General features: G+C 66.4%; 13 protein-coding genes. 7 read left to right on the top strand and 6 right to left on the bottom strand.

Translation table 11 applies throughout. The annotated features are described in order from the left end of the window. Positions 1-114: 114 nt before the first annotated feature. Genes VFE83_RS13125 through VFE83_RS13135 form a run of 3 tightly spaced genes read right to left on the bottom strand, consistent with a single transcriptional unit; the run spans position 115 to position 1,790 of the window. Positions 115-1,005, bottom strand: a complete 891-nt coding sequence (locus VFE83_RS13125) for an ABC transporter ATP-binding protein (protein WP_324906844.1) — start codon at positions 1,003-1,005, stop codon at positions 115-117. Continuing rightward, a complete protein-coding gene (locus VFE83_RS13130; RefSeq protein WP_324906846.1) occupies positions 1,002-1,370 on the bottom strand; it encodes a GntR family transcriptional regulator in 369 nt (122 codons plus the stop codon). The genes VFE83_RS13125 and VFE83_RS13130 overlap by 4 nt, the downstream gene beginning before the upstream one ends. A gap of 3 nt (positions 1,371-1,373) precedes the next feature. Continuing rightward, entirely contained in the window at positions 1,374-1,790 is a 417-nt protein-coding gene (locus VFE83_RS13135) for a hypothetical protein (RefSeq protein WP_324906848.1), read from the bottom strand. A 155-nt stretch (positions 1,791-1,945) separates the two neighbouring features. On the opposite strand from VFE83_RS13135, the gene VFE83_RS13140 reads away from it, so the two are divergent. The 6 genes from VFE83_RS13140 to VFE83_RS13165 all read left to right on the top strand — a co-directional run bounded on the left by VFE83_RS13140 (position 1,946) and on the right by VFE83_RS13165 (position 6,857). Beyond that, positions 1,946-2,530, top strand: a complete 585-nt coding sequence (locus tag VFE83_RS13140) for a glutathione peroxidase (RefSeq protein WP_324906850.1) — start codon at positions 1,946-1,948, stop codon at positions 2,528-2,530. Between the two features lie 131 nt (positions 2,531-2,661). Beyond that, positions 2,662-3,597 (top strand): FKBP-type peptidyl-prolyl cis-trans isomerase, encoded by a 936-nt coding sequence (locus tag VFE83_RS13145; RefSeq protein ID WP_324906852.1) that lies wholly within the window; start codon positions 2,662-2,664, stop codon positions 3,595-3,597. Between the two features lie 131 nt (positions 3,598-3,728). Next, positions 3,729-4,505 carry an FKBP-type peptidyl-prolyl cis-trans isomerase gene (locus VFE83_RS13150; RefSeq protein ID WP_324906854.1) on the top strand — a complete coding sequence of 259 codons (777 nt, stop codon included), beginning with the start codon at positions 3,729-3,731 and terminating at the stop codon, positions 4,503-4,505. A gap of 83 nt (positions 4,506-4,588) precedes the next feature. Continuing rightward, positions 4,589-5,929 (top strand): UDP-glucose/GDP-mannose dehydrogenase family protein, encoded by a 1,341-nt coding sequence (locus VFE83_RS13155; protein WP_324906855.1) that lies wholly within the window; start codon positions 4,589-4,591, stop codon positions 5,927-5,929. 1 nt (position 5,930) lies between these two features. Beyond that, a complete protein-coding gene (locus tag VFE83_RS13160) occupies positions 5,931-6,170 on the top strand; it encodes a SlyX family protein (protein ID WP_324906857.1) in 240 nt (79 codons plus the stop codon). A gap of 9 nt (positions 6,171-6,179) precedes the next feature. Then, entirely contained in the window at positions 6,180-6,857 is a 678-nt protein-coding gene (locus VFE83_RS13165; protein ID WP_324906859.1) for a DUF2058 domain-containing protein, read from the top strand. Positions 6,858-6,936: 79 nt separating this feature from the next. On the opposite strand, the gene metH is transcribed toward VFE83_RS13165, so the two are convergent. From metH to VFE83_RS13180, 3 genes are read right to left on the bottom strand one after another with little or no spacing between them, the layout of a single operon-like run. Continuing rightward, positions 6,937-9,627 (bottom strand): methionine synthase, encoded by a 2,691-nt coding sequence (gene metH, locus VFE83_RS13170; protein WP_324906861.1) that lies wholly within the window; start codon positions 9,625-9,627, stop codon positions 6,937-6,939. A gap of 36 nt (positions 9,628-9,663) precedes the next feature. Then, on the bottom strand, positions 9,664-10,812 hold the full coding sequence (locus tag VFE83_RS13175) for a homocysteine S-methyltransferase family protein (RefSeq protein ID WP_324906863.1): 1,149 nt from the start codon (positions 10,810-10,812) through the stop codon (positions 9,664-9,666). Further along, positions 10,809-11,810, bottom strand: coding sequence for a metalloregulator ArsR/SmtB family transcription factor (locus VFE83_RS13180; RefSeq protein WP_324906865.1), 1,002 nt, complete (start codon positions 11,808-11,810; stop codon positions 10,809-10,811). Before VFE83_RS13180 ends, VFE83_RS13175 begins: the two co-directional genes overlap by 4 nt. Positions 11,811-12,157: 347 nt before the next feature. On the opposite strand from VFE83_RS13180, the gene VFE83_RS13185 reads away from it, so the two are divergent. Next, positions 12,158-13,342 carry an acyl-CoA dehydrogenase family protein gene (locus VFE83_RS13185; RefSeq protein WP_414674743.1) on the top strand — a complete coding sequence of 395 codons (1,185 nt, stop codon included), beginning with the start codon at positions 12,158-12,160 and terminating at the stop codon, positions 13,340-13,342. Positions 13,343-13,530 lie beyond the last annotated feature (188 nt).

The raw sequence follows: 13,530 nt of genomic DNA on the forward strand, positions 1-13,530 counted from the left end.
AGAGGAAGCCGCCCTTGTGCTCCCAGAACTCGCGGCGGAGCAGCAGCCTGAACTTGTGGGTGGCGTGCGGTGCGGCGACCGGCGCACGCGCCGGCAGGGTGTCGAGGGCGGCGTTCATGAGTAGGTCCCCTTCATGGTGGCGACGAACAGGTCGGCGAGGCCGGGCGTGCGGATCTCGCCGAGCGCGGCGAGCCGCTCGGCGGGCACGCCGTCGAACAGCATCACGGTCTTGCCGAACGGCAGCGCGCGCTCGTCGACCGGCGACAGCGCGCGGGCCTCGTCGACGCGGTCGGCATTGAGCATGACCTCGACGTAGCGCGAGCCGACCGAGTCCATGTCGGTGTTGAGCACCACGCGGCCGTCGCGGATGAACATCACGTCGGTGAGGATGTGCTCGACCTCCTCGACCTGGTGCGTGGTGATGACGATCGTCTTGTCCTCGTCGAAGTAGTCCTCGAGCAGGCGCTGGTAGAACTGCTTGCGGTACAGGATGTCGAGGCCGAGCGTCGGCTCGTCGAGCACCAGCAGCTTCGCGTCGATCGCCATGACCAGCGCCAGGTGCAGCTGCACGATCATGCCCTTGCTCATTTCGCGAACCTTGAGGTTCGGCTTGAGCTGGGTGCCGGCGAGGAAACGCTCGCAGCGGGCCATGTCGAAGCGCGGGTGCACGCCGGCGACGAACTCGATGGCTTCCTTCACCCTGATCCAGCGCGGCAGCACGGCCACGTCGGCGATGAAGCAGACATCCTGCATCAGGTCGTCGCGCTGGCTGCGCGGATCGCGGCCGAGCACGCTCATCTCGCCGTCGAACGGCGTGAGCCCGAGCATGGCCTTGAGCGCCGTGGTCTTGCCGGCGCCGTTGGGGCCGATCAGGCCGACGATGCGGCCGGCGGGGATGTCGAACGCGGCGTCGTCGAGGGCGACCTTGTTCTTGTAGGCCTTGCGCAGATGGCGTGCGCTGACCACGGGAACGCCCGTGGTTACGTCGAAGGTGTCGGCATTCATGGCGAACCTGCCTTGGCGTCGACCAGCAGTTCTTCAGGCGTCAGGCCCAGGCGCATGATGCGTTCCAGCACCAGCGGCCATTCCTCGCGCAGGAAACGTTCGCGTTCGTTGAACAGCAGCTTCTTTGCGGCCTCTTCGGTCACGTACATGCCCAGACCCCTGCGTTTCTCGACGAGTGCCTCGTCCGCCAGTTCCTGATAGGCGCGCGAGACGGTGATTGGATTGAGCTGGTATTCGGCGGCGACCTGGCGAACGGATGGCAGTGCATCGCCGGGCTTGAGAACCCCGTCGAGCATCATCGCGATCACGCGCTCCTTCAGCTGGCGATAGATTGGAGCGCCGTCGCTCCATTGGATTGCGGTCATGGTTCAGCCCCGCGGTGCGAATGAGAAATAAGGCATGACAAGGGTTTGCCGGCGATGCCGGGCGGCGGTCCTTGCCTGCTTCTTTTCGGAATCGATGGCGGCGTTCTCGTGGGAGTCCTGGAGGGTGCGGGCCAAGGCGGCGGCGGTGGCCAGCTCGGCAGTGAGGGTGGCGGCGTCGGCAAAGGTATCGACGCTGCCGGCGCGGTGTTCGATGCTGCGGACCAGCGCGTCCATCTGCTGGGCGCGGCTGGCGTCGTTGCCGGCGGCCGGCGTGAAGGTGAAATCGACCGGGCCCAGTTGCAGGGCGACGGGGCGGGGCTCGGCCTTGTGCGGCGCGGGCACGGCCAGCGCCAGGCACAGGGCCAGTGCCGAGGCGGAGGCCAGCAGTGCGGTGAGCGAGTTCTGGAACCTGCGGTTCATGGTGAACGTCCTGCTCGTTGGTCAACCGGTGATGTAGGCAACTATAACACCAAAAGACGCCCGGTCAACTCCGGTCCACCCAACTGAAGGCATAGACCGACGGACGGTCGCCGGAGGCCCATACTCGCGGCTGACTCCGCACCAGAGTGGCTCCCATGCACCCGCGCCAGCGAATCCGCAAGCATCCGGCCCGCTTCCTGACCCTGTCTTTGCTGCTGGTGGCCGCTTTTGCCACGGCCGCAGGCGGACTGCTCGACCGGAGCTTCCGTCCGCTGGCGGGGAAGGAACCCGTCAATCTGGCGCAGGCTTATGGCGGCGACGTACTGCTGGTGGTGAACACCGCCAGCAAGTGCGGTTACACGCCGCAATTCGAGGCGCTGGAAGCGCTGCACGCGAAGTACCGCACGCGTGGATTCGCCGTGCTCGGCTTTCCCTCGGGCGACTTCAAGGCGCAGGAATTCGAGGACGAGCAGCAGATCCAGGCGTTCTGCACGCTGACCTATGGCGTGAAATTCCCGATGTTCCAGAAGGTGCACGTGGTAGGCGACGAGGCGACGCCGCTCTACCGGGACCTGGCCCGGGCTGCGGGCGAGGCGCCGAAGTGGAATTTCCACAAATATCTGATTGGCCGGGACGGTCGCCTGATCGCCAGCTTCGGCAGCAAGGTCACGCCCAACGATCCGCAGGTCATCGCCGCCATCGAAAAGGCGCTGGCGGTCACTCGCGCGAAGGCCAGGTGAAGCCCGCACGGCGATTGCCGATGCGGCGCGCTGCCGCGACAATGCACCGCTTGCGCGGCACGGGCACGAAGCCTTCGCCCCGCAACACCGGCCAGGGCCGGTCGACATTTCCCATACGGAGTAGGTTCCCGATGAAGGCTTTTCTGCGCGGCGCCGCCGTGTTGCTTACCTCTGCAGCCACGCTGATCGGCGCGGCCGCCTCTGCCCAGGACAAGACCGTGCTGACGACCGAACGCGAAAAGACCAGCTACATGGTGGGCACCGACATCGCCCAATCGATCGCGCCCGTCGCACCGGACATCGACCTGGCCGCATTCGAGCGCGCCATCAAGAACGCCTTCGACGGCGGCAAGCCGCTGATCACCGAAGAGGAAGCGCAGCAGGTCGGTCCCGCGCTGATGCAGCGCATCGCCTCGCGCACGGGCCAGGCGCCGGCGGGTGCGAAGGTGCCCGACGTGCCGAAGGACAAGGTCGCGTATCTCGTGGGCGCCGACGTCGGCCGTTCGCTGGCGCCGATCAAGGACGAACTGGAACTGCCGGTGATCGTGCAGGCAATCCGCACCTCGTTCGACAAGGGCAAGCCGCTGCTGAGCGAGACCGAGCTGGGTGCCACTCGCGAAGCGTTCGCGCAGAAGGTGCAGGCCAAGATGCAGGCGCAGGCCGCGCAGCTGGGCGACAAGAACAAGGCCGAGGGCGAGAAGTTCCTCGCGCAGAACAAGACGCAGAAGGGTGTCTTCACCACCGGCTCGGGCCTGCAGTACATGGTGCTGCGCCAGGGCTCAGGCCCGCGTCCCAAGGCCACCGACCGCGTACGCGTCAACTATCACGGCACGCTGCTCGACGGCACCGTGTTCGACAGTTCGGTCGATCGCGGCCAGCCCGCCGAGTTCGCGCTGAATCAGGTGATCGCCGGCTGGACCGAAGGCGTCGCCATGATGCCGGTGGGCAGCAAGTTCCGTTTCTGGATTCCGGGCGATCTGGCTTACGGTCCGCGCGGCACGCCGGGCGGTCCGATCGGCCCGAACGCCACGCTGGTGTTCGATGTCGAACTGATGGCAATCCTGTAACACGCGGCGATCGCCGCGCCCGGCGGGCGCGGTACGCCTGAGGTTCAGTTCGCCGCTGGCAGTTTGTCAGGCCGCAACGTCGGGGTGGTGCATGCCGTCCCGGCGATTCTTCTCACCTGGAGTCCCGTCCGATGAAGTTCTCCCCACGCCATACCGGCCTCGCCCTGGCCGTCGCATCGCTCGCCGCGCTGACCGCCGCGTGCAACAAACCCGCCGACAAGGCCGAAGCCGATGCGACCGCGAAGGACACGCAGGCCGAAGGCGCGGCGAAGAAGATCCCGGGCCTGGCAACCGAGAAGGAACAGGTCAGCTACATGATCGGCATGGACATGGCGCGCTCGCTGGAGCCGGTCAAGGACGAGATCGACATCGAGACACTGCACAAGGCGCTCAAGTCCTCGCTGGCCGGCGAGAAACTGTTGCTGGACGAGAAGCAGGCCGGCGAGATCCGCGAGGCGTTCGCGCAGAAGGTGCAGGCGCAGCGCATCGCCAAGATGATGGCCGACGCGAAGAAGAACCTGGAAGACGGCCGCAAGTTCATGGCCGAGAACGGCAAGAAGCAGGGCGTAGTGACCACGGCCTCCGGCCTGCAATACCAGGTCCTGACCGAAGGCAAGGGTCCGAAGCCGCAGGCCAGCGACGCGGTGAGCGCGCACTACAAGGGCTCGCTGCTGGACGGCAAGACGTTCGACAGCTCCTATGATCGCGGCCAGCCGGCAACGTTCGTGCTGAGCCAGCTGGTGCCGGGCTGGCAGGAGGGCATCACGCTGATGCCCGTGGGCAGCAAGTATCGTTTCTGGATTCCGAGCAACCTCGCCTACGGCGAGCAGGGCGCGGGTCCGATCGGCCCCAACCAGACCCTCGTGTTCGAAGTCGAGTTGCTCGACATCGTCAAGCCGCAGAAGTAAGGAACGAGCGCGAGCGCCGGGCGACGGCACGCGTCGTCCGGTCTCCGGCTTGGTCCTGATTTCTCTGGCCCACGGGAGTACGCATGCGAGTCACCATTTTCGGCACCGGTTATGTCGGCCTTGTCACGGGTACCTGTCTGTCCGACGTAGGCCACGACGTGGTCTGCGTCGACATCGACCAGGCCAAGGTCGATGGCCTCAACCAGGGCGTGATCCCGATCTACGAGCCCGGCCTGGAGCCGATGGTGAAGGCGAACCACGCGGCCGGCCGCCTGAGCTTCACCACGGACGCAGCCAGCGCCATCGCGCACGGCGATGTGATCTTCATCGCCGTGGGCACGCCGCCCGACGAGGACGGCAGCGCGGACCTCAAGTACGTGCTGGCGGTGGCCCGCACTATCGGCCAGCACCGTGAGCGTCCGGCGGTGGTCGTCAACAAGTCCACGGTGCCGGTCGGCACGGCCGACAAGGTCGGTGCCGCCATCGCCGACGAACTGAAAAAGCGCGGCGTCGATGTGCCGTTCGACGTGGTGTCCAATCCGGAATTCCTGAAGGAAGGCGATGCGGTCAACGACTGCATGCGACCGGACCGCATCATCATCGGCGCGTCCAGCGCGTCGGCCATCGAGAAGCTCAAGCGCCTGTACGCGCCGTTCAACCGCAACCACGAGCGCATCGTGGTGATGGACGTGCGTTCGGCGGAGCTGACCAAGTACGCGGCCAACGCGATGCTGGCGACCAAGATCAGCTTCATGAACGAGATCGCCAACATCGCCGAGAAGGTCGGCGCCGACGTGGAGATGGTGCGCCAGGGCATCGGCTCCGACCCGCGCATCGGCTGGCACTTCATCTATCCCGGCGCCGGCTATGGCGGCTCGTGCTTCCCCAAGGACGTGCAGGCGCTGGCGAAAACCGCGCAGCAGCATGGTTACCACGCCGAACTGCTTGGTGCGGTGGAGTCGGTCAACGACCGCCAGAAGGCGCACCTGTTCGAGCTGATCCAGCGTCATTACGGCGGCAGCATCGCCGGCAAGACGTTCGCCGTGTGGGGTCTGGCCTTCAAGCCCAATACCGACGACATGCGCGAGGCCTCCAGCCGGCGGTTGCTGCAACTGCTGTGGGACAGCGGCGCGAAGGTGCGCGCCTATGATCCAGAGGCGCGTCACGAGGCCCAGCGTATCTTCGGCGAACGCGACGACCTGGTGCTGTGCGATTCCGCGCGCGCCGCGCTGGCCGACGCCGACGCCCTGATCGTGGTCACCGAGTGGAAGCAGTTCCGCAGCCCCGATTTCCAACGCCTGCGGCAGTCGCTGGGGGACGCGGTGATCTTCGACGGGCGCAACCTGTACCATCCGGACGAGGTCGAGGCCGCCGGCCTGGCCTATTACGGCATCGGGCGCGGTCGCTCGATCCACGCGGACTGAAATGGGCGACAATCGCGACGAGCTCGAACAACGCCTGGTCGACCTGGAAAGCCGCTTGGCCTTTCAGGAACAGGCACTGTCCGAGCTGAGCGACGCGCTGGCCGCGGCGCGCGACGAAGAAGGACGCAACGCGTTGCTGCTGCATCGGGTGCTCGAAGAGCTGAAGCACATGCGCAGCACGATGGCGGCCAACCCGTTCGCCGCCGATCCGGCGCAGGAACCGCCACCGCCGCATTACTGATCACACGCAATGAGCAACAGTCTTCGCGACCAACTGATGGGGCTGGGCTTCAAGCCGGCCCCCAAGCCCGAGCGTCCGGCGCAAGCCAGGCAGGGCGGCAAGCCGCAGCCCAGGCCCCACGACGGCAAACCCCACGATGGAAAGCCGCGCGGCGCCAAGCCCCAGGACGGGAAGCCTCAGGGTGCGAAGTCGCACGCGGGCGGATATGCCGACGCACGCAAGCCGGGTGGTTCGCGTCACGGCGGCAAGCCGCAATCGCGTGAGGACATCGACCTGGCGAAGGCTTATGCCATCCGCGCACAGCGCGAGAAGGAAGAGCGCATCGCCGCCGAGCAGGCCAAGCAGGAGGAAGCGCGCAAGCGCCGCGAGGCACGTGCGAAGCTGGCCGAACTGGTCAAGGACAAGGCGCTCAACGACCCCAACGCCGAGATCGCCCGTCATTTCCCATACGGCGGCAAGATCAAGCGCGTGTACGTCAACGACGAGCAGCTGAAGGCGCTGAACGCGGGCGAGCTTGGGGTGCTGCAGATGGACGGCCGCTATCTGCTGGTCACCGCGCAGGTGCTCGCGCAGGCCGAGGAGATCTTCGCCCCGGCCGTCGCGCTGAAGGTCGACCCGAACGCGACGGCGGAAGAAGATCCCTACGCCGATCCGAAGTACCAGGTGCCAGACGATCTGGTCTGGTGAATACGCGGAGGCGCCGGTCCTGCGTTGTCGGCCTCCGGCACCGCCGGCTCGGTTACCGCATACGGGCTCGGCGCCCGGTTCACTCCGGGTCGTAATCCAGGTTCGATGCCAGCCAGCGTTCGGCCTGGGCGAGGCTGACGCCTTTGCGGCGTGCGTAGTCCTCGACTTGCTCCTTGGAGACACGGCCGACCACGAAATACTGGCTGTCCGGATGGCTGAAGTAGTAGCCGGACACCGCGGCGGCGGGGGTCATCGCGAAGCTCTCGGTGAGCCGCATGCCGGCGTTGCTCGCCGCGTCCAGCAGGCGGAACAGCGTGGCCTTCTCGCTGTGCTCGGGGCAGGCTGGATAACCCGGGGCAGGGCGGATGCCGACGTACTTCTCGTCGATCAGCGCGTCGTTGTCGAGCGTCTCGGCGGCGGCGTAGCCCCAGTATTCCCTGCGCACCCGCTGGTGCAGCCGTTCGGCCAGCGCCTCGGCGAAGCGGTCGGCGAGGGCCTTGAGCAGGATCGCGTTGTAGTCGTCGTGGTCGGCTTCGAAACGCGCGATGTGTTCTTCGATGCCGATGCCCGCGGTGACGGCGAATGCGCCTATCCAGTCCTGCTTTCCTGAAGACTTCGGCGCGATGAAATCGGCCAGGCAGAAGTCCGGGCGCTCCACGGGCTTGTCCACCTGCTGGCGCAGGAAGTGCAGTGTGGTGGGTGCGCCGTCGACATCGACGATGACGTCGTCGCCGACAGCCACCGCAGGCCACAGGCCGAATACCGCCTTCGCCGTGAGCCATTTCCCGGCGACGATGCGCTTGAGCATCGCCTGCGCGTCGCGATACAACTCGCTGGCCTGCGCGCCCACGACATCATCGGTAAGGATGGCCGGGTACTTGCCGGCCAGCTCCCAGGTGTTGAAGAACGGCGTCCAGTCGATGTACCCGACCAGCTCGTCCAGCGGATAGTCGTCGAACACGTGCAGGCCCGGCTGTTTCGGCGCAGGCGGCGCATATTCGTCCCAACGCCCGTCGAAGCGCTGCGTGCGCGCCTTCTCCAGCGACACCAGGCGCTTGCCGTCGCCACGCTGCTTGTGGCGCTGGCGGATCTCGGCGTAGTCGGCATCGTTGGCCGCGACGAATCCGCCACGCAGGTCAGGGCTGATCAGCGATTGCGCGACGCCCACCGCACGCGACGCGTCCTTCACCCACACCGTCGGCGACTTGTAATGCGGGTCGATCTTCAGCGCCGTGTGCGCGCGCGACGTGGTGGCCCCGCCGATCAGCAGCGGCATCTGGAAGCCCTGCTTCTGCATCTCGCGCGCGACGTGGCTCATCTCCTCCAGCGATGGCGTGATGAGGCCGGACAGGCCGATCAGGTCGGCGTTCTCGCGGCGCGCCGTGTCGAGGATGGTTTGCGCGGGCACCATCACTCCCAGGTCGATGACCTCGAAGTTGTTGCAGGCCAGCACCACGCCGACGATGTTCTTGCCGATGTCGTGCACGTCGCCCTTCACCGTGGCCATCACGATCTTGCCGTTGGACTTGCCGGCATCGCCCGTGCGCAGCTTCTCGGCCTCGATGAAAGGCAGCAGGTAGGCCACAGCCTTCTTCATCACGCGCGCGGACTTCACCACCTGCGGCAGGAACATCTTGCCGGCGCCGAACAGGTCGCCGACCACGTTCATGCCGTCCATCAGAGGGCCTTCGATCACGTCCAGCGGACGCGTGGCCTGCGCGCGCGCTTCTTCGGTGTCCGCTTCGATGTACTGGTCGATGCCGTGCACCAGCGAGTGGCTCAGGCGCTCGCGCACCGGCTTGTCGCGCCAAGCCAGGTCTTCGACCTTCTTCTCGCCCTTCTTTCCCTTGTAGCGGTCGGCGATCTCGAGCAGCCGCTCGGTGGCGTCGCTGCGGCGGTTGAGTACGACGTCCTCGACGCGTTCGCGCAGCTCCGAATCCAGATCGTCGTACAGCGGCAGCGCGCCGGCGTTAACGATGCCCATGTCCATGCCCGCGCGGATCGCGTGGTACAGGAACACCACGTGGATGGCCTGGCGCACCGGCTCATTGCCGCGGAACGAGAAGCTGACGTTGGACACGCCACCGGAAATGTGGCTGAACGGAAAGCGTCGCTTCAGTTCGCGCGTGGCCTCGATGAAGGCCACGGCGTAATCGTTGTGTTCGTCGATGCCCGTCGCGATGGCAAAGACGTTGGGATCGAAGATGATGTCCTCAGGCGGGAAGCCGACCTTCTCCGTCAACAGCCGGTACGCGCGCGAGCAGATCTCAACCTTGCGCTCGATCGTGTCCGCCTGGCCGGCCTCGTCGAAGGCCATCACCACCACGGCGGCGCCATAGCGGCGCACCAGCCGTGCCTGCCGCAGGAATTCTTCCTCGCCTTCCTTCATCGAGATCGAATTGACGATGCCCTTGCCCTGCAGGCAGCGCAGGCCAGCCTCGATCACGCTGAACCTGGAACTGTCGACCATCACCGGCACGCGCGCAATGTCCGGCTCGGCCGCGATCAGGTTGAGAAAATCGACCATCGCCTTCTCGGAGTCGAGCAGGCCTTCGTCCATGTTGACGTCGATGACCTGCGCGCCGTTCTCGACCTGCTGGCGGGCTACGGCGACGGCCTCGTCGAAGCGTCCTTCCAGGATCAGCTTCTTGAACTGCGCAGAGCCGGTGACGTTGGTGCGCTCCCCGACGTTGATGAAGTTGCTTTCCGGCGTGATCTGCAGCGGCTCGAGGCCGCTGAGGCGGGTCTGGCGGGCAAGGAGGACGGTCATCGAATCAGGAACTCTGGATGCGGAACAACGCTGGAATCAGGCGGCCGCCGCGAGCTGCGGCAGCTGGCGGGGAGCGACGTCGCGCACCGCGGCGGCGATCGCCGCGATGTGCGCCGGCGTGGTGCCACAGCAGCCGCCGACGAGGTTCAGCAGCCCGGAGCGGGCGAACTCGCCCAACACCGCCGCCATGTCTTCGGGCGTCTCGTCGTAACCGCCAAATGCATTCGGCAGCCCCGCGTTCGGGTGCGTGCTGACGTAGGCGTCCGCCACCTGGGCCAGCACGTCCACGTGCACGCGTAGATCACGCGCGCCGAGCGCGCAGTTCAGGCCGATGGCCAGCGGCTGCGAATGACGGACCGAATACCAGAACGCCTCCGCGGTCTGTCCCGACAGCGTGCGACCCGACGCGTCGGTGATGGTGCCGGAGATCATCACCGGCAGCCGCGCGCCGCGTGCATCGAAGGCTTCTTCGATGGCGAACAGCGCCGCCTTGGCGTTGAGCGTGTCGAATATGGTTTCGACCATCAGCACGTCGGCGCCGCCGTCGATCAGGCCGTCGGCGGCTTCGCGGTAGGCGGCGCGCAGTTCATCGAAGGTGATCGCGCGGAAGCCGGGGCGATTCACGTCCGGGCTCAGCGAAGCGGTGCGGCTGGTCGGCCCCAGCACGCCGACCGCGAATCGCGGGCGTGAAGGATCCTTTGCCTCTGCGTCGTCACAGGCAGCGCGTGCCAGCCGTGCGCCGGCCTCGTTGAGTTCGCGCGCCAGGTGCTCAAGGCCATAGTCGGCCAACGAAACCGTGGTCGAGTTGAACGTATTGGTCTCGATCAGGTCCGCGCCGGCATCGAGGTACTGCGCATGGATGTCGCGGATGATGTCGGGCTGGGTCAGGCTGAGCAGGTCGTTGTTGCCGCGCTGGTCGCGTGCGCAGCCGCAGCCGTCGCCATGCACGTGTTCGGACGGCGCCCAGGCGTGGTCGTAGCCATGTGCGAAGCGCTCGCCTCGGTAGGCCGCTTCGTCCAGTGCGTGCTGTTGGATCATCGTCCCCATCGCGCCGTCCAGGACCAGGATGCGTTCGCGCAGCAGGCGCTGTAGCGCCTCGGCGCGGGCAGGATTGAGCCAGGGCAGCGAATCAGGGGTCAGTTGCCGGAGGTCAGGAGCCGGTGCGGCTTCGCCATATGTCTTCATTGGATTTTCCTCGCGCTGGTCCGAGCGGATGTCGGCTTTTCCCCTGGTCTCTGATCCCTGATTCCTGGCCCCTGCTTGCGGCCGATCAACGCAATCACTTCGAAATGTGGCGGCCGGCGTTCGCGCGTCACGGTTTCGCAACTGCCGACTTCGATGCCGGCACGGGTGGCGAACTTCAGCAGTTCCTTTTCCGAAAAGCCCAGGTTCACGTGGCCGTACGCTTCGACGACGTTGCGGTGCTCGTGGCGTGCCAGGCTGGTGAGCAGCAATCGCCCGCCGGGGCGCAGCACACGCGCCGCCTCGGCCACGGCCTGCGCCGGGTGCTCGGCATAGGTCAGCGCATGCATCAGTACGACGAGATCGAAATGCGCGTCGTCGAACGGCAGCGCATGCATGTCACCCTCGCGCACCTCGACGTTCTTCAGCTTGCGCAGGCGTTCGGACGCGGCCAGCACGACCTTGGTGCTGGAGTCCAGGCAGACGTAGCGGTGCGAATGCGGCGCCAGCAGTTCGGCCAGCACGCCGTCGCCGGAGGCTACGTCGAGCACGTCGCCGGGTTCCAGCAGGGGAAGCGCGGAGCGCGCCATCGCCTCCCAGGTGCGACCGGGCGAGTAGTGGCGCTCCATGTCGCCGGCCACGGTGTCGGCCCAGTTCTGGTCCGCCGCGCGCGAGGCGAGCACGTCTGCCACGCGTTCGGCGTCCTGGCGCAACAGCGGATCGTCGCTGCCTTCGCGCAGCGTCTGCCACAAGGCACGCTGGGCCGCGTCGAGCGCACCGTCGTCGAAACGGTAGTAGGCCGACACGCCGGCGCGCCGGTCGCGCACCAGCCCGGCCTCCTTCAGCTTGGCCAGGTGCGTGGACACGCGCGGCTGGGCCAGGCGGGTGATGCCCGACAGTTCGGCCACGGTGAGTTCCTCGCGCTCCAGCAGCGCCAGCAGCCGCACGCGGGTGGCGTCGGCGAACACCTTGAGCCGTGAAGACCAGCCTTCCAGATCCATGCTTCATCAACCTATCGCGATATAGAGATAAGTTTCGTCCGCGCGGGCCCGGGGGTCAAGCGCGCGCGACACGATTCACAGGGCGGCCAACAAATGGCTCCGCTTCGGCTTTTGAGTCGTTGGCACCGGTTTCCTGTCGGGCCTCCAAGGCCTCCCTATGGCGCTGCATCAAGGCCGGACGTTCAAAGGAGGCGAGCAGCATCGGTGTTTTTTCGACTGGCCCCTTGGTCGGGGCCGTCTCCACCGGAGGCCGAAAAGGTGCAGATATGGCGCTGCGCAACATGGCCTGGGCCTGCGAAACCCCGACGGGCCCGTTACAATTTCGGGCCTGCAACATCGAACAACCGATTTACTACGCCCGAGGTGCTTACGTGGATTTCAGCTTCACCGAAGAGCAATTGATGATCCAGGATGTGGCCCGCCGCATCGCCCAGGAAAAGATTGCTCCCAGCGCCGAACACCACGACCAGACGGGCGAGTTCCCGCTGGAGAACATCCGGACCCTCGGCGAGAACGGCCTGATGGGGATCGAGGTGCCCGAGCAGTACGGTGGCGCCGGCATGGACCCCATCAGCTACGTGCTGGCGATGATCGAGATCGCCGCGGGCGACGCCGCGCACTCGACCATCATGTCGGTGAACAACTCGCTGTTCTGCAACGGCATCCTGAAGTTCGGTACAGAGGAACAGAAGCAGAAGTACGTCCGCGCCATTGCCGAAGGCCGCGAGATCGGCGCCTTCGCGCTGACCGAGCCGCAGTCCGGCTCCGACGCCACCGCCATGCGCTGCAAGGCGACCAGGCAGGCCGACGGCACCTACGTCATCAACGGCAAGAAGAGCTGGATCACGTCCGGCCCGGTAGCCAAGTACTTCGTGCTGTTCGCCATGACCCAGCCCGACAAGGGCGCGCGCGGCATCACCGCGTTCCTGGTCGATGGCGAGCGTGCGGGCTTCCACCGCGGCAAGACCGAACCCAAGCTCGGCATCCGCGCCTCAGCTACCTGCGAGATCGAGTTCGCGGACTACGTCGCGCAGCCCGACGAAGTGCTGGGCAAGGAAGGCGAGGGCTTCAAGATCGCAATGGGCGTGCTAGATGCGGGCCGCATCGGCATCGCCAGCCAGGCCATCGGCATCGCCCGCGCCGCCTACGAGAAGACCCTGGAATACGTGAAGGAGCGCAAGGCCTTCGGCGCGCCCATCGGTACCTTCCAGATGACCCAGGCCAAGATCGCCGACATGAAGTGCAAGCTGGACGCGGCCACGCTGCTGACGCTGCGCGCGGCATGGCAGAAGGGCGAGGCCGACCGCACCGGCGGGCGCTTCAGCAACGAGGCCGCCATCGCCAAGCTCACCGCGTCGGAAGCGGCCATGTGGATCACCCACCAGGCCGTGCAGATCCACGGCGGCATGGGTTACTCGAAGGAAATGCCGCTGGAGCGTTACTTCCGCGACGCCAAGATCACCGAGATCTACGAAGGCACCAGCGAGATCCAGCGCCTGGTCATCGCCCGCAACGAGACCGGCCTGCGCTGATCGCGCGACAGCACGTCATGAAACGTTTCGGATCGTCCCGACTGACCGCCTGCCCTGTCGATCGCGGTCGCGACTGGAATCCACGCGCGATGGCCGCCCGCAAAGCGGCATCGCGCGAAGTCGTGTCCGCGAACTGCCCGTACTGAACCGTATCCCCCGGCCCGCGCGAATAGCGTGGGCCTTCTTCC

This window comes from Lysobacter sp., from assembly GCF_035655815.1.
Lineage (GTDB): Bacteria > Pseudomonadota > Gammaproteobacteria > Xanthomonadales > Xanthomonadaceae > Lysobacter_J.